This window comes from Mammaliicoccus sp. G-M28 (assembly GCF_022386595.1).
Lineage (GTDB): Bacteria > Bacillota > Bacilli > Staphylococcales > Staphylococcaceae > Mammaliicoccus > Mammaliicoccus fleurettii.
Genome location: NZ_JAJNIF010000004.1, coordinates 79,289 through 96,427, shown reverse-complemented (window position 1 = coordinate 96,427; position 17,139 = coordinate 79,289). Strand labels below are relative to the sequence as shown.

The window sequence follows — 17,139 nt, the reverse complement described above, 5'->3', positions numbered from 1 at the left end:
AGTTATTAAATAAGTGTAATTTTGGAGGCTATTATGACTCATTTTCATTTTAAGGAAAATTTTTGGGGAGCATCAACAAAGCCAATTGAAATTTACGACGAACAAAATAATCCAGCTTTTGTTTTGAGTTTGTACTATACATCTAGTAGACAAGAAACATTTGCATTACTAGGACGAAAAAAGCATAATTTCAAAATCGAATTTGACGGTGGATTGTATAAAGTTTTGCAAGAGCGATCATTAGAAGGTAAGTTTAAGACGCCTTTTAAAAACGTATGGGAAGTTTTTAAAAATGATACTAAGATAGGTACGTTTGAAACGCGATTTGGATTTAAGCCAAAAATCATTTTTAATGGAACAAAAAATGATTCTTTAATATTTGAGTCTGGATTTATCTCTCGCTCAGTTAAAGTTACGGATCAAGATGGTAAAGATGTTATGGAAACAAAGTCTGAAAGGTTTAAAGTGGCTTCTAATCATGGTATTAATGTTATAAGTAACCAATACCATCCTGCAATGTTGATTATGTTGTTCCAAGTATTCTTTGAATATCAAGAATATCAAAGAAGTAAATCAAATTAAATTTCTGTGATAGGGGATATTGGCGATGTTTAAATTTTTTAAAAAAGAACATCATTTAAAAAATATTAATAAAAATGAACCTATTAATATAGATGGTATGACCATTGTAGATGCATATTATATTCAAGATAGCCAAGTAGAAGCATATAAAAGAGATAGAGAACGATATAGTGATGCATTAATTTATATTTTGGGTCAGTTCTTTTCAGATGTAGATAGAATGTTTGAAGGTACAGATGATGGTGAAGCCATAGTTGCTTTTAATAATGATGAACCAGTTAAATATATTTATTTAAATCCTGAAACAATTGATCAGATTAGAATATATGAACAAGAAATGCCATTAAAATCTGCAATCATGAGGTTTTGTGAATTAGAAAATGATATTTAATATGTAGCAGTGATAAAAGCTAAAGACAATAGCTTTTACCACTGCTACTTTTTTAGAATTTAAATGTTGACATTTTTTATTTTAGTACTATAATTATACCTAGTATAATAATTATATCGAGGTGAGAATATGAAATTCGAATTAGGATTATCCTCTTTTGCTGAAATATCACCTATTGATGGTGTGAAAGAACCATTTTCTGCACATGAAAGAATAAATCAAGTAGTTGAAGAAATTAAACTAGCAGATAAAGTTGGTCTTGATATATATGGGTTAGGCGAGCACCATAGAGAAGATTATGCGGTCTCTGATCCAGTTACTGTACTAGCTGCAGCAGCAAGTCAGACAAGTAATATTAGATTATCTTCGGCAGTAACCGTATTATCTTCTGATGATCCTGTAAGAGTATATCAAAGATTTGCTACATTAGATGCTATAAGTAATGGTAGAGCAGAAATAATGGCTGGTAGAGGATCGTTCATAGAATCGTTTCCGTTATTTGGTTACGACTTAAAAGATTACGATTTACTTTATAAAGAAAAACTGGACTTATTACTAGAAATCAATGAAAATGAAACAGTGAACTGGCAAGGTCAAACTAGAGCTGCAATTGATAATTTACAAGTGTTTCCTAGAGCTGTACAAGATAAATTACCAATTTGGTTAGCTACAGGTGGCAATCCAGAATCATCGATGAGAGCAGGAAAATTGGGATTGCCAATTACTTATGCTATTATTGGGGGTGCGCCAAGTCGCTTTAAGCGTAATGTAGCAATGTATAAAGCTGTAGCAGAGTCTAATGGCTTTGATACATCACAATTACCTATCGCGACTCACTCATGGGGTTATGTTTCCGATACTGATGAATTAGCTAAAGAAGAATATTATCCATCTAGTTCATATGTTATTAATCAATTAGGTAAAGAACGTGGATGGCCACCTTATTCAATGGAGAAATTCGAACAAGAAATTGTCCACGGTGCATTGTTTGTAGGTAGTCCTGAAACAGTTGCAGCAAAAATTATTAAACTGCATGAAGATCTTGGTGTTAATCGATTTATGTTACATTTACCAGTAGGTTCAATGTCACATGAAAAAGTATTAAAGTCTATTCAACTATTAGGAGAAAAGGTAAAACCGATAGTAGATGAATATATGAAAAATAAGGAGGAAATTAAGTAATGTTAAGATATTTATTAAATGTATATGTAGGTAAACAAATTTTTGATGCAAGTAAACCAAAAGTAAAAGATGATGACGGTATGGCTCAACAATTTGAAGAAGGATTTGGTCTTTCAAGAAACTCAATGAAAATAGCAGGTGGACTTGAATTAGTAGGATCAATTTTCTTATTCTTAAGTACATGCAGCAAATCATTATCTAGATTAGGTTCAGTTATTGTAGGTTCAGTTATGGGCGTAGCTGCATACAAACATTATGAAGCTGGTCATGGCTTTAAAGGTGCTAAACATGCATTAACACTATTAGGTTTATCAGCATTAAGTTTTGTTGATACACTTGGTAAGAAAAAATAATAGCAATATAAAAAGAGCGTACATTTAGATCTTAAATGTACGCTCTTTTTATATTTGGAAAGTAATAAACTTTTAAAATATAATAAAAACCAATATTGAACATAGGTAATCATTTTAAAGATTGAACGCTTTAACCCTTGATACTAAAGCGTTTATTCTAAAAATATGAATGTTGAAAAGTCAATTATTGAAAATTTATTGAATATTTTTATAACTCATTATAAAATAATAAATATTATTAATTCATTGTGTTGAAAAGGAAAAATATGCTATAGACTCTAAAGATTGCACAATATACCAATTCAACAACTAGCTATTTTAACTTGAGGAGTTGCTTGCAATGGAAACAGTATCAGTATCAATCAGAAATATTGTTGAGTTAGTACTTATTAGTAAAAAGGCGAAAGACCACCTTTCTAAAATTAAGAGTGAGTTTGTATTGTCTTTTGAAGAAATATATATACTTGTGTATATATATAAAGGAGAGAAAGATTGTTATAATGTAAAAGACATTATTAAACAATCTAAATTCAAGCCTTATTATATTTCAAAAGCAGTACAAAATTTAAAAGAAAAAGGTCTTATCTCTAAAAAAAGAAATGATAAAGATGAGCGAACAGTAGCCATCCAAGTATCAAAAATACAACATAAAAAGATAAAGAATTTATTGATGGAAATCGAAGCCGAAATATTATAAATTTATTGTGTAAAGTGCATCATTATGGTGCACTTTAATTTTATTTATACTATATAGTTATTTATAAATAAGGAGTCCTGTTATGAAAGTACTATTAAATGTAAAACCTAAAAGTCAGTTGTTTCCTATTCCGATGATGATGGGATGTGAAGGTACTTCATGTTCAATGTTGTTAAATTACTATAATAAAAAGGTTGATGCGACGACCATTATGAGAGATTGGCCAACTCATCCTTATGATCCAAAGAAAGGATATGTAGGGAATCATTTTTTTATTAAGTTTGGTCACCATCAAACGATATTTCCTAATGTATTAGCCTCATTTTTAAATAGATATGATACTGATATAGTAGATGGCACTGGAACAGAACTTAAAGATTTAGAGAAAATAATTAAAAGTGGTAACCCTGTTGTTATTTATCATACAACTTTAGGACAGACTCCGATAAATAAAACATTCAAGTTAGGAAATAAAGAAAAAGAGTTTGTGACGAATATACATGTTACATTGTTAATAGGCTTTGACGATAATCATTATTACTATATAGATCCATTATGGAAAAGTATCAAAAATAAAATGGTCGTTCCAGCATTGTGGCCATCAAAATTACAAATTATCAAAATAAATAAAAATAAAATGATTGAAAGTTATAATAAACCAGGAAAAATGTGTATTTTCAAAAAAATATAAATATTTAAAAATTATTATGCCATATAGTTGTAATATTTGTTATGATATTATTATAAATATAAAAAAAAAGAGGTGTTTATATGTCTACTAAAATAAAGTTACTCATAGTAGGAATTGTAGTAGCATTTATTGCAATAGTGGGAATTGGTGGAGCAGCAACATATTACTTTTTAACAAATACGCCGAAGAATACATACTTATTAAGTGAACAAGAATCTGCAAAATCATTGAAAGAATATTTCAATGATAGATTTGAAAATGAAGCTGAATTTCAAGAAAAAATGCAAGATGAGTCATATGAAACTTCATTAAAATTTGGAGCGGAACTACCTGAATCGTTAATTTCACAGTTAGGTGTTCCAAAATCAGTAGTTGATTCTACTAATTTAGTGTTAAATGTAGGGCATGATCCTAAAAAAGAAAATTCAAAATTAGGTATTGAACCAACAATTGCAGATAATAAAATTGGAAACTTCCAATGGAGTGCTGATAAAAATAATCAATATGTAGAATCACCATTATTTAACGATGTTTACAAAGTGAAAAATAATGAAATTAAAAAAGGTGTTGAAAAAGCATCAGGTCAACCTTTAGAAACTACTGAAGGACAAAAGATCACAAATGATTCTTTAAATTTAAATACAATCTTATCTGGTTCACAAATATCTCAAGATGATATTGATAAAATATCTAAACGTTATAGCGATTTGTTCGTTGATCAGTTAGATGATGATAACTTTAAAAAAGATAAAGAAAAAGTTAAAATTTTCGATGATGAAAAAGAATTGAAAAAATTAACAATGAAATTAAGTTCTAAAGATACTAAAAAAATCACTGTAGCAATGCTTGAAGAAGCTAAAAAAGATGAAGATATCAAAAATATTGCTGAAAAACAAGGTAACATCAAAGATTACGACAAAGAAATTAATGATTTACTAAAAGACGCTAAGGATGAAAAGGAATCAAAATATCCTAAAGTCAATTCTATTATTTATGTAGATGGTAAAGAAATATTAAAACGTGATTTAACAATTACAAATCAAGATAATAAAAAAGTTAATATCAAAGGTACAAACGTTATTGATGATGGTGTTCAAGTAGATTACAAAATTTCAATGCCAGGAGAAGATGGTGGACTTTCATTAAAAGGTAAATCAACTGATGGTGATGAAATTAAAGATAAATATGATTTAGTAATTGAAGAAAATTCATACAGTAAGACAACTGCAAAATTAGATAACACATCTAAAGTAGATGGAGATAAACGTACTGACAAAGGTAAATTAACGTTCAGTGATGCAACTAGTCAACCGTTTGATCTTAACTACGACCATAATTTGACAACTGACACTAAAAATAATCAGCAAAAGCAAAAATTAAATGTCGATTTCGATGTTAATGGAGAGAATATCAAGTTAATTATGGATGGTAATACTGAACTGAAAAAAGACATTAAATTCAAAAAAGATGGCGCAATTGATTTTAATAGTTTATCAGATTCAGAAGTTGAGGATTTAACAAAAGAAATGCAAGATAAAACTGAAAAAATTGGTGAAGATCTTGCTAAAGAACTTCAATAGTTAAGAGAGGAGTGGTAATATGTCGACAATCAAATTGTTCAACATATACCACTCTTTTTTAATTAAAAAGTGGTATTTAATTGTCTATATTTTATTGTTATTTATAGCTGTGTTAGCGATTATGATTGGTGTTAACCAGATGAATCAAAAAGATGACAACTTTACAATTGGAATAGTTGATAAAGATCAGTCTAAAGAAACAAAATTGATTTTAAATGCTATTGGAGATGGTCAATCATTAGGTAATGATCTTTCAATAAAGCATTATAATGAGAAACGAGCACATAATTTATTAGAAAAAAAGAAAATTGATGGGTATTTTATATTTAAGGACGGAATGACAAAAGCTTTTTATCAAAATGGAGAGTTACCAATTGTAGTTAATACTTTTGATACACAATCAGTGGAAAGTATTATCATATTACAGCTAACAGATTCTGTATACAGTCGGTTAATGTTATCTATGGGTGGGGCAATGTCTTATGCTTCACTTTATCCAAATGCTACAGAGAATGAATTATTAACAATGATGACGGATATGTTATTTACAGGGCTAAATAGAAGTGGTTCTTTTGATGAAGAACCGGTAAAAGTATTTGATACATTAAGTTATTATACGATTTCAATTTATTTTGTATCTATATTTTTATTCTTCTTTTCTATTTTTAGTATTTTAAAAATGAATCAAAAGGATGCATTGAAAGAAAGATTAAGCATGTTCCATTTCTCGTATGAAAAGCTCACAATCGTAAGAGGTATATTTAGTTTAGGTTATACAATTTTATGGAGTGTAGTGGGTTTATGGATAATAATTAAATTCCTTAAACCGGAGTTTGAAATGTATAATTTAAATGCACTTATTATGAGCTTATCATATTATTTATTCTTTTTAACTTGTTCATTTATCTTTATAGATATTGCGTTTAGAAATGCAATCAACTATATATTGAAGATAGGATTAACGTTAGTAATTTTGCTTTTTTCAGGTGCGATCATTCCTATTATTTATTTAAAAGGTTTAAGTGGGGGTTTGATTGAAAGTTTACCTTTTACAATTGTGTATAATCAATTGCTTGAGCTACTTTTAAATAATTACATTATTGATCTGCACCCAATGTTTTATTGGAATATTTTAATTATGATAGGCTTACTGACAACCTCGATATATTGGAGGTATCGCCAATGAAACCAATGTTCAATCTAGTTGTTTTGAAACAATGGAAACAATATGTGGTATTACTGTTAATATTGGTTCTGACAATTTCTGTAGTTTTAATGGCTCAAACAACATCAAACAAATTATTCAAAATGCCTATTGCTGTTCAAGATATGGATCAATCTGCATCTTCCAAAGAGTTGATTCATAATTTAGAACAAACAAAGTATTTAGAAGTGATCCATATTTCGAAAGATGAAGCATATATTGAAGATTTTATTGAAAAGAAAGAAGCAATTGTAAGTTTACAAATTCCAAAAGATTTCAGTGATAGATTAAAAGAAAATCGATTAAAAGATGCCTTATTGCTATATTATAAAGATGATTTTATTGGTGAAATTGCTTTAGAAGTTACTAGTAAATCTTTGTATAAACAACAGATACCCGTTATTATTCAAGATCACTTAAAAAAAGCTGACCATAAAGTAAGCATGGATAAAATTAAACAAGAATATAAAAAAGATACACCTCACTCGAAAATGGAGCACCATGCTGTTAAAAAGAATGCGGATGTTTCTATTAGTGCTGGCGCAATAATTGCACTTTTATTATTAGTGAGTTGTAGCCAAGTGGTATTGCATCAACGTCTTAAGCAAAATGCAGCATTAGACAGATTAATGATGTTTAATGGTACAAAATTAAAGCTATATACTTTTTATGTCATGACACATGTTATTTTGTTATTTTTAATCATTTTGTCTGTAAGTTTAATACTGTCATGGTCACTTAGTATTTTATTTTATGTAACAACACTATGTATCCTTATAGCATATGAGTTTGGCTTAAGTATATTGTTATTTAAAATTAATACACTTAGCCACAAGTTATTTATGGCTATTATGTGGTCAATTGCGATTAGTTGTCTGTATTTATATATCCAAATATAGGAGGTGTCTTGATGATTACAATAGAAAATTTATCAAAAAGCTATAAGGATAAACAAATCTTTCAAAATTTTAATACGACTTTTAAAGACAAGACACTAACTGTATTACTCGGTGAAAATGGTGCTGGTAAATCAACACTTTTAAGAATCGTAACTGCTCTAGAAAAAGCAAATGGTGGTACAGTTAAGTACTTTGGAGAACGATTAAGTAATAGAGAAATTAAAGAAAAAATTGGATATATTCCTCAAGACATAGCTTTGTTTGAGCATCTGACTGTAAATGAAAATATTGAATTTTTTAAAGCGCTTAGTAAACAATCAATTTCTTCTAATCTTATAGAAGACTACTGTGAAAAACTTAATTTATTTGAAAGAAAAGCTAAAATTTCTGCACTATCTGGTGGGACGAAAAGGAAGGTCAATTTATTAATTGGATTATTAAGTAATCCTAGTATATTAATTTTAGATGAACCAACAGTAGGGATAGATTTAAAATCTAGGTATGACATTCACCAATTATTAAATAGTTTAAAAGAATCGAGACTTATTATTTTGACTACGCATCATTTGGATGAAGTTGAAAGTTTAGCAGATGAAATTAAACTAATAGGAAAAGATTCTTTTTATCGAAATATTTTATCTGAAAAAGGATGGGAATTTGAAGATAGTTTGCATAATTGAATATGATATACTCACGTTCTGAAAAGTACTCCTAAGCCGTAATTCATAATTACGAATTGGGAGTATTTTATTTTTTGTATTTTAAAATTGTATGCTTAAATTTGATTTATTATTTCAGTTCAGATTTAAGGATAAGAAATCGTGAGTCTTTAATGAATTATCTAAAAATTTAGAAATATAAAAACGTATTGCAAATAAAATTTTTAACGTGTATTCTTATTTAATGTATCGGAATTAAAAGGATTGGGAGGTCAAGTAATGGAAACGTTTTGGATTGTTATAAATATTATTGTTTTCTTACTATTTATAGGTTTATTAGGTTATTTAACAAAGAAACATGTGAAGTTCTCTAAACGTGTACTTATCGGTTTAGGAATCGGTATTGTATTTGGTTTAGCATTACACTTGATATATGGTGTGGATTCTAAAATTACTGAAACAACAGCGTCTTGGTTTGATATTGTTGGTACTGGTTACGTGAAACTATTACAAATGATTGTAATGCCACTTATATTTATTTCAATAGTATCTGCGTTTACAAAGATAACGATTGGACAAAATTTTGCTAAAGTTGGAGCTTGGATATTTACTTTCTTAATAGGAACAGTAGCTATTGCTGCTTTAGTAGGTATTATATACGCAATGCTATTCAATTTGGATGCTTCACAAATTGATTTAGGCGATGTAGAAAATAGTCGTGGACAAGAAATCGAACAAACATCTAAAGATATGGAAGCAAATAATTTACCAAGCCAAATTATAGAATTATTACCAGCAAATCCATTTTTAGATTTCACTGGAGCTAGAGGCACTTCAACGATAGCTGTAGTGATATTCGCAGGATTTGTAGGATTTAGTTTCTTACGTGTAATGAGAAAAGAACCTGAAAAAGGTAGCTTGCTTAAAAGAGGGATTGATGCGATTTATGCATTAGTTATGGGTATTGTTACTTTTGTATTAAGATTAACGCCTTATGGTATTTTAGCGATTATGACTAAAACTGTAATGACAAGTAACTTTGAAGCAGTATGGACATTAGGTAAGTTCGTTCTTGCTTCTTATGCCGCATTAATTACAATGTATATTATTCATTTAATATTAGTGTCAGTTGTTGGGTTGAACCCTGTGACATACGTTAAAAAGACAAGTGAAGCATTGTTGTTTGCATTTACATCTAGATCAAGTGCAGGAACTTTACCAATAAATGTACAAACTCAAACGACTCGTTTAGGTGTTCCAGAAGGCGTAGCAAACTTTGCCGGCTCATTTGGTTTATCTATAGGGCAAAATGGATGTGCAGGTATTTATCCAGCTATGTTAGCAATGATGATTGCACCAAGTGTTGGTATAGATATAGATTTACCATTTATCCTATCAGTTATAGGTGTAGTTGTAATTAGTTCATTTGGTGTAGCCGGTGTAGGTGGTGGCGCGACATTTGCTGCTATACTTGTCCTATCTACATTGAATTTACCTATTGCATTAGCAGGTGTGTTAATATCTGTTGAACCACTTATAGATATGGGTAGAACAGCATTGAATGTCAATGATTCCATGTTAGCTGGTACAGCAACTGCTAAAATGACAGGTCAATTAGATGAAGATGTATATAATGATCAAGACTTTAATGAATTAGGCGAGTCTTATTAATATTTAATCACTTAAAATAAAGCGCAAAGTCTGATAATCACATGAATCATCAGCTTTGTTTTAAACTGTCGACAAAGTCTCCGATTTAGTTGGCAGTTTTTCTTTTGTTAAAAACTTATCAATATAGTCGGATTAATATTGAAAGCAATTAAGTACAATGATAAAGTGTTATTAAGGAGTGTGGACACAATGAGTAGAGATTTATTTATTAAAAATGAATTCCAGAAAAAATGGATAGATAAAATAGAAGATCATAAAGAATCATTGCAAAAGTATGCAGAGAAAAATGATTTAAATTCAGAATTTCCATATGAAAATATTAATTGGTTAATTGAAGAAGGATATACTAAAACTGTACTTCCAAAATCTTACGGCGGAGAAGGTGCAACTCCAGAAGATGTCGTATTATTTCAAGAAACATTAGGTAAAATAGACGGCGCAACAGCTTTAGCAATTGGATGGCATATGGGAGTAGTTGGCCAAATCTATCAAGAAAAATTATGGACTAAAGAATTATTAGACGAATTTGCAAAAGAAGTTGTGAATGGTGCGATTGTAAATAGAGCCGTAAGTGAAGCGGAGACAGGTAGCCCTACAAGAGGTGCGAGACCAAGTACAAACGCTGAACATAAAGGAGACCATTATATTATAAATGGTGTTAAAACTTTTACTACAATGAGTCAAAGATTAACACACTTTTTAGTAGGAGCATATGTCCCAGAAAAAGAAGCGCTTGGATTTTTCTTGATTCCTAGAGATACAGAAGGCTTATCTATTGCTGAAAATTGGAATATGGTAGGTATGCGTGCTACTGAAAGCCATGATTTAGTGTTAGACGATGTTAAAATTCATGAAAAATATTTAGTAGAAGTTGCTAATGCACCGAGAGGAAATAATATAAATCCGTGGAATCTTCATATTCCTGCAGTTTATTTAGGTATCGGTCAAGCGGCTCGTGATTATGCAATCGATTTTGCAAATGAATATAGCCCTGGAAGTATTGAAGGTGTTATAGCTGATATTCCAGCAGTACAACAAAATATCGGAAATATGGAATTAGAGCTTACTACAGCAAGACATTATATTTATAGTGTGATAGATAAGTATTTAAATCCTTCAATAACTGATGCGCAAATAGATGTTGAACTCGGTGTAGCTAAACATGTTGTCGTAAATCATTCAATCAAAATTATAGATATTGCAATGAGAATCGTTGGTGCGAAAAGCTTACAAATGGAAAGACCATTACAAAGATATTATAGAGATATTCGTGCTGGATTACATAATCCGCCAATGGATGATGTCACTATTACAAAATTAGCTAAGAAAGCACGAGAAGAAAGAAATAACATTCAATAATAAAAAAGACGAAAAATTAACATTAGATAATTTTTCGTCTTTTTTATTATTAAAAGTCACTATTTTGTTGTGCTTTTATCCTTTTTTTACGTCTAGGTTTCATTCCAATTGACATATAAAGAACGACAGCGAGAATTACAATCATACCGGCAAGTTGATATATCCCGAATGGAACCTTTAACCAAAGAACAGAAGAAATAACAGCTGTTACAGGTTCAAGTACACCAAATAATGCAGTAGTTTGAGGGCTTATATACTTTACACTTTCTAAATACATCCAAAATGCAAACATCGTTCCGAAAGTAATTACAAAAGCAAAGTAAATAGCACCTCTCAAATCTAGTAAATGCCATGGAAAAGAAAAATCTAAGTTGATTAAAGATAACGCAATTCCACCTATAAACATTGACCAGCCAATAACAACAAGTGATGGCCAATTTAAAAATAATTTCACTGCGTAAACAGTGTAAAAAGCAGCAGCACAAGCTGTTAACAATCCCCACACAATTGCATTTGGTGGAACAGATAATGTAGAATAATCACCATTCGTTAAAAGTAAGCTAGTACCGAATAAAGAACATACAATTATAATAATATCTGCCCATCTAAATTTACTTTTTCTAGTTATTAGTAAATAAAGTAATATAACAACTGGCGCTAAAAACTGTAATAGTGTGGCAATAGCAACATTTCCCTTATCAATCGTAGCCATGAATGTGTATTGTACCCCTAACATGCCAAATAATGCATATATGATGAGTTGTAATAATGAATGTTTAACTTTAAAAATATGTGTTAAATGCTGTTTTTGAATAAATTTAGCAATTAATAATAAGAAAAAGCCACTCAAAATTAAACGCTCTGCTACAAATAAAGAAATAGGTAAGCCATATTCAGTAAATAGTTTCTCTGTAACAGTGCCACCTAACCCCCAAAATGTAGCACCAAACATAACGAGCATGGTACCTTTTAACTGATTATTTTGCAATTATGGTCCCTCAATTCTGAATGATGTTAATTAACTAATTTTAGCATTTGGGATATTAATAAACAATAAGTTGCGATTTTTTTACTTGCAATTATAGATACCACATTCTTATAATGAAGGTATCAGTTTGAAGAGAGGTTACCACATGAAGTACGTGTTAATATCGGTAGGTACAATTGCAACAGTTTTAGGTTTTATAGGTGCAGTTATGCCTTTATTACCAACAACACCATTCATATTATTGGCAGTATTTTGCTTTGCAAAAAGTTCAGATAGATTCCATAAATGGCTTGTAAGTACGAAAGTATATAAAGAATATGTAGAAGATTTTCAAAAATATAAAGGGTATACATTAAAGAAAAAATTCGAACTACTAATAAGTGTATATATCGTAGTAGGCTTTTCAATTTGGATGATTGATCATTTATATATAAGAATTGGTTTGTGCATTATGCTGTTTTTCCAAACAGTTGTATTATTTACATTTGTTAAAACATTGCCAGCTAAAAATAAATAATTTTTATTATCTGTCGTTGAAGCGGTGTAACTTAACTTTACGATAGATTTTTTTTGAAAATTTTTAGTAAATAAGTTTTATAAAAATTGAAAAATGTTATTGCTATAACATAATAACAGTTATATAATAAACAAAGATGCGAATGATATTCATTATCAATTGGAGGACAATTATGAGAAAACTTTTAACGTTAGTTATGGCTTTAGCATTGATAGTTGCTGCTTGTGGTAACAAATCAGATGATAAAGAAAGCAATAGCAAAACTAAATCAAGTAAAGAAACAGTAAGTTATAAATTAGACGACGGGAAAAAAATAGATATACCGAAAGAACCTAAACGTATTGTAGTTTTGGCACCATCATATGTAGGTGGATTATTACATTTAGGAGTTAAACCAGTAGGCGTACCAGCTTCAACAGATCAAACACCAATTCTTAAAGATAGAATCAAAGGCATTAAGAAAGTTGGTGAAGACAATGTTGAGCAAGTAGCAGAATTGAAACCAGATTTAATCATTACATACAATTCAGATAAGAACTTGAAGAAATACGAAAAAATAGCACCAACAATTCCATACGATTACGTAAAACATAATTACCTAGATATGCAAGTAGAACTTGGTAAATTAGTAGGTAAAGAAGACAAGGCTAAAGAATGGGTAGAAAAATGGAAAAAAGAAACAGCAAAAGATGGAAAAGAAATTAGAGAAAAAATCGGTGAAGATACAACAGTTTCAGTTATAGAAGCATTTGAAAAAGATATATATACTTATGGTGAAAACTGGGGTAGAGGAACTGAAGTATTATACCAAGCATTTGATTTAAAAATGCCTGAAAGTGTAGATAAAGATGTTAAGAAAGACGGATGGAAAAAAATATCTCAAGAAGAAATTGAAAAATATTCAGGAGATTATCTATTCTTACCTTTATCAAAAGGACAACCTAAACCAGAATTCACAAAAACAGAAGCTTGGAAATCTATACCAGCAGTTAAAAATGATAAAGTAATTGAAATAGATGCAGAAACATTCTGGTATAACGATCCATATTCATTAGAAATGCAACGTAAATACTTGAAAGAACAGTTACTTAAAAAAGCTGATAAATAAAAAATATAAGTTAGAATTGAGATGCTTATAAATAAATTAACGCGCATTCATTAGTTAAGCCTAATGAATGCGCGTTTTTGTATTATGTAAGGGACATAATTCCGAGAAATGTCCGTAATACGTAGTGTAAGGGACATAATTCCGAGAAATGTCCGTAAGGGGTAATGTTAGGGACATAATTCCGAGAAATGTCCGTAAGGGGTAATGTTAGGGACATAATTCTGAGAAATGTCCGTAAGAGGTAGTGTTAGGGACATAATTCTGAGAAATGTCCGTAAGAGGTAGTGTCTAAGGAGCAAAATCCAGAATTCTGCTAGTAAGAACTTTCTAAGGAGCACAATTCAGAATTCTGCCAGTAAGAACACTCTAAGGAGCACAATTCAGAATTCTGCTAGTAAGAGCTTTCTAAGGAGCACAATTCAGAATTCTGCCAGTAAGAACAATCTAAGGAGCACAATTCAGAATTCTGCTAGTAAGAACTTTCTAAAGAGCACAATTCAGAATTCTGCCAGTAAGAACAATCTAAAGAGCACAATCCAGAATTCTGCCAGTAAGAACAATCTAAAGAGCACAATTCAGAATTCTGCCAGTAAGAACAATCTAAGGAGCACAATTCAGAATTCTGCCAGTAAGCGCAGTCTAAGGAGCACAATTCGGAATTGTGCTAGTAAGAACTTTCTAAGGAGCACAATTCTTCTTACTCCCAATATTAGAAAAGAACAAAACAGAGAAAACCCTAGGATTTTCTCTGTTTTGTTCTATTTATTAATAAAAATTTATTTAGTGTCTTTTACATACTGATCGTTAATTGTATAGATTGTTAAACCTACGATATTCTTATTGTGTTTTGAGAATGGTAAGCTTGCTAAATATCCTACGATAAATGCTATGAAGAAACCAATAACTGATACTGTAAATGGTGTGATTTCTGTTTTACCGATAAAGTAAGATACGATTGCTGCTACGATTAAGCCGATAATAACGCCATACGAATTTGCTCTTTTAGTAAAGATACCTACTGCAAACACACCGGCTATCGGTACACCGAATAATCCTGTTACAAGCAAGAATAAGTCCCATGTTTCATTTGTTTCTTGATTGATTAAATATAATGAAGCTATTGTACCAAAAATACCTGCAATGATAATAACGATTCTTGCAAATAATACATCATGTTCAGAGTTATTATTTTTAGAAAAACGTTGCTTTAAATCGACAATGACACACGCTGAAATTGAATTCAAACTTGATGAAATTGTTGATTGTGCTGCTGCAAATATTGCTGCTATTAATAATCCACCAACAAATGGAGGGATTTGTGTAAGTATGAAATATGGTACGATTGCTGATGTGTTAAATCCTTCTGGTAATGTTGATACATTATTATAGAAGGAATACAATACTGTTCCCATTCCATAGAAAATAGGAATTGTTATAAATGCTAATATCCCATTTGTCCATAATGATTTATTTGTTGATGATACTGAACCTGTTGTTTGATAACGTTGAACGATATCTTGACTGGCAGTATATTGATGTAAGTTATTAAATATAGAACCAATGAATATAATTGGAATTGCAGCCGCTGCTGTTCCGAATTTCCAGTTGTCTACAGAAATTAATTTTTTGTCTTGCATCGCTTCTTGAGCTACAGTTGCAAAGTTTCCATCGATTTGAAATGCACCAAGGAAGATAACAGCAACTGCACCACCAATTAAAATAATACCTTGTATAACATCGCTCCAGATAACCCCTTCGATACCACCCAAAAATGTATAGACCATACATAATAATCCTACTAATGCAGCGATTAAATATGGGTTAATATCTGAAACAGATGTAATGGCTAGTGTTGGCAAATAAATAACGATTGCAACACGACCAATGTGAAATAAAGTAAATGCTAATGATCCAATGACACGTAATACTATACCAAATCTTGCTTCTAAATATTCATAAGCTGTTGTAACATCAAGCTTTCTGAAAAATGGAATATAGAAATATATAAGCAAAGGTATGATAGCGATAATAGCTATGTTCCCAGCTGCGTAAGACCAATCCGTATTGAATGCTCTTTCAGGTGTTCCCATATATGTTATAGCACTTAAAGTAGTGGCATATATTGAGAAACCTACAGCCCAAGCAGGGATCCTTCCTTTTGCTTTAAAGAATGATTCTGTATCTTGTCCGGCTCTCTTTGTGAAGTATACGCCGACTAATAATGTTGCTAATAAATAAATGATTAATGCTATCCAGTTTCCAGTACCAAAACCTACTTCATTCATAGTATGACATCCCCTTTGTTCATCAATAAATTATAAGTTGTATTTTGAAACGAGTTCTTTAACTTTTTCTAATGAAGCATCATCTAGAGGTGCTAATGGACGTTTAACAGCTCCAGCTTCAATTCCTTTAGTTGAAAGAACAGCTTTTAATGTTGGATAGATACCTAATGCAAGTACTTGTTCTATAATGTCGTTTGTTTCATGTTGAATTTTGTATGCTTCTTGGATTTTGCCTTCTTTTGCCAAATTAAAAATTTGTCTCGCGCGTTGACCGTTAATATTGTATGTAGATCCAATTGCACCATCAACACCTGAAACAGCTGCTTGGATAAGCATTTCATCAAATCCAGAAAGTATCAGTTTATCAGGGAAAGCTTTTCTAATTCTTTCTAATAAGAAGAAATCAGCTGCAGTGTATTTGATTCCAATAACTTTTTCATTTTCGAATAACTCTTCAAATTGTTGAATGGATAAGTTAACACCTGTTAAAGCAGGTATTGAATAAATAATCATATCGTTTCCAGTAGCTTCAATTATTGCATTGTAATAGTATTTAATTTCTTCAAAGCTAAATGGATAATAGAACGGTGTCACTGCAGATAAAGCATCATAACCAAGTTCAGTTGCATATTTACCTAACTCAATTGATTCATTTAAATCTATTGCACCAACTTGAGCAATAAGTGTTATTTCATTGCCAACTTCATCTTTAACGATTTCAAAGACTTTCTTTTTTTGAGTAGTATTCATTAAGAAATTCTCTCCAGAACTACCATTAACGTATAATCCATCAATTTTTTGTTCTTCAATATTTTGACGGATGATTTGTCTTAAACCAGATTCTAAAATATTTCCCTCTTCATCAAACGGTACTAGTAAAGCAGAATATAAACCTTTCATTTTAAAAACTCCTTTTTATTTATATATTGATAATATTGTCAGACCAATTTATAATCATATTGTAAGCGAATAC

The 17,139-nt window shown here is 30.5% G+C and carries 17 protein-coding genes; 14 read left to right on the top strand and 3 right to left on the bottom strand.

Features of this window, described 5'->3' with window-relative positions; translation table 11 throughout:
- Positions 1-33 precede the first annotated feature (33 nt).
- The 12 genes from LQ609_RS06000 (at position 34) to LQ609_RS05945 (ending at position 11,268) form a co-directional block, all read left to right on the top strand.
- On the top strand, positions 34-582 hold the full coding sequence (locus LQ609_RS06000; protein WP_239734444.1) for a tubby C-terminal domain-like protein: 549 nt from the start codon (positions 34-36) through the stop codon (positions 580-582).
- Positions 583-607: 25 nt separating this feature from the next.
- Positions 608-973: a hypothetical protein gene (locus LQ609_RS05995; protein WP_107510004.1), complete on the top strand. Its 366-nt coding sequence runs from the start codon at positions 608-610 to the stop codon at positions 971-973.
- A 129-nt stretch (positions 974-1,102) separates the two neighbouring features.
- A complete protein-coding gene (locus LQ609_RS05990) occupies positions 1,103-2,155 on the top strand; it encodes an LLM class flavin-dependent oxidoreductase (RefSeq protein ID WP_218703067.1) in 1,053 nt (350 codons plus the stop codon).
- Positions 2,155-2,508, top strand: a complete 354-nt coding sequence (locus LQ609_RS05985) for a hypothetical protein (protein ID WP_088368994.1) — start codon at positions 2,155-2,157, stop codon at positions 2,506-2,508. Before LQ609_RS05990 ends, LQ609_RS05985 begins: the two co-directional genes overlap by 1 nt.
- A 340-nt stretch (positions 2,509-2,848) precedes the next feature.
- Positions 2,849-3,205 (top strand): transcriptional regulator, SarA/Rot family, encoded by a 357-nt coding sequence (locus tag LQ609_RS05980; protein WP_078357014.1) that lies wholly within the window; start codon positions 2,849-2,851, stop codon positions 3,203-3,205.
- 82 nt (positions 3,206-3,287) lie between these two features.
- On the top strand, positions 3,288-3,896 hold the full coding sequence (locus LQ609_RS05975; protein WP_078357013.1) for a C39 family peptidase: 609 nt from the start codon (positions 3,288-3,290) through the stop codon (positions 3,894-3,896).
- 80 nt (positions 3,897-3,976) lie between these two features.
- Complete coding sequence (locus tag LQ609_RS05970) at positions 3,977-5,476, top strand: DUF6583 family protein (protein ID WP_239734443.1); 1,500 nt, start codon at positions 3,977-3,979, stop codon at positions 5,474-5,476.
- Between the two features lie 19 nt (positions 5,477-5,495).
- Complete coding sequence (locus LQ609_RS05965; RefSeq protein ID WP_239734442.1) at positions 5,496-6,662, top strand: ABC transporter permease; 1,167 nt, start codon at positions 5,496-5,498, stop codon at positions 6,660-6,662.
- Positions 6,659-7,579, top strand: a complete 921-nt coding sequence (locus tag LQ609_RS05960; protein ID WP_107510007.1) for an ABC transporter permease — start codon at positions 6,659-6,661, stop codon at positions 7,577-7,579. Before LQ609_RS05965 ends, LQ609_RS05960 begins: the two co-directional genes overlap by 4 nt.
- An 11-nt stretch (positions 7,580-7,590) precedes the next feature.
- Positions 7,591-8,259 (top strand): ABC transporter ATP-binding protein, encoded by a 669-nt coding sequence (locus tag LQ609_RS05955; RefSeq protein WP_107510008.1) that lies wholly within the window; start codon positions 7,591-7,593, stop codon positions 8,257-8,259.
- Between the two features lie 258 nt (positions 8,260-8,517).
- On the top strand, positions 8,518-9,909 hold the full coding sequence (locus LQ609_RS05950; RefSeq protein ID WP_078357008.1) for an L-cystine transporter: 1,392 nt from the start codon (positions 8,518-8,520) through the stop codon (positions 9,907-9,909).
- A gap of 189 nt (positions 9,910-10,098) precedes the next feature.
- Positions 10,099-11,268 carry an acyl-CoA dehydrogenase family protein gene (locus tag LQ609_RS05945; RefSeq protein WP_239734441.1) on the top strand — a complete coding sequence of 390 codons (1,170 nt, stop codon included), beginning with the start codon at positions 10,099-10,101 and terminating at the stop codon, positions 11,266-11,268.
- Between the two features lie 49 nt (positions 11,269-11,317).
- Here LQ609_RS05945 and LQ609_RS05940 read toward each other — a convergent pair whose 3' ends face one another.
- Positions 11,318-12,256 carry a DMT family transporter gene (locus LQ609_RS05940; protein WP_078357006.1) on the bottom strand — a complete coding sequence of 313 codons (939 nt, stop codon included), beginning with the start codon at positions 12,254-12,256 and terminating at the stop codon, positions 11,318-11,320.
- A 145-nt stretch (positions 12,257-12,401) separates the two neighbouring features.
- Between LQ609_RS05940 and LQ609_RS05935 the strand changes: the two genes are divergently transcribed.
- Together LQ609_RS05935 and LQ609_RS05930 are read left to right on the top strand one after the other, a co-directional pair.
- Positions 12,402-12,773: a YbaN family protein gene (locus tag LQ609_RS05935; RefSeq protein ID WP_078357005.1), complete on the top strand. Its 372-nt coding sequence runs from the start codon at positions 12,402-12,404 to the stop codon at positions 12,771-12,773.
- A gap of 172 nt (positions 12,774-12,945) precedes the next feature.
- The gene (locus LQ609_RS05930) at positions 12,946-13,881 is read left to right on the top strand and encodes an ABC transporter substrate-binding protein (protein WP_239734440.1); all 936 of its coding nucleotides are present in this window, start codon (positions 12,946-12,948) and stop codon (positions 13,879-13,881) included.
- 776 nt (positions 13,882-14,657) lie between these two features.
- Here the strand turns inward: LQ609_RS05930 and LQ609_RS05925 are convergent.
- Complete coding sequence (locus tag LQ609_RS05925; protein WP_078357003.1) at positions 14,658-16,166, bottom strand: sodium:solute symporter family protein; 1,509 nt, start codon at positions 16,164-16,166, stop codon at positions 14,658-14,660.
- A gap of 30 nt (positions 16,167-16,196) precedes the next feature.
- Positions 16,197-17,066, bottom strand: coding sequence for an N-acetylneuraminate lyase (locus LQ609_RS05920; RefSeq protein WP_078357002.1), 870 nt, complete (start codon positions 17,064-17,066; stop codon positions 16,197-16,199).
- Positions 17,067-17,139: the final 73 nt, after the last annotated feature.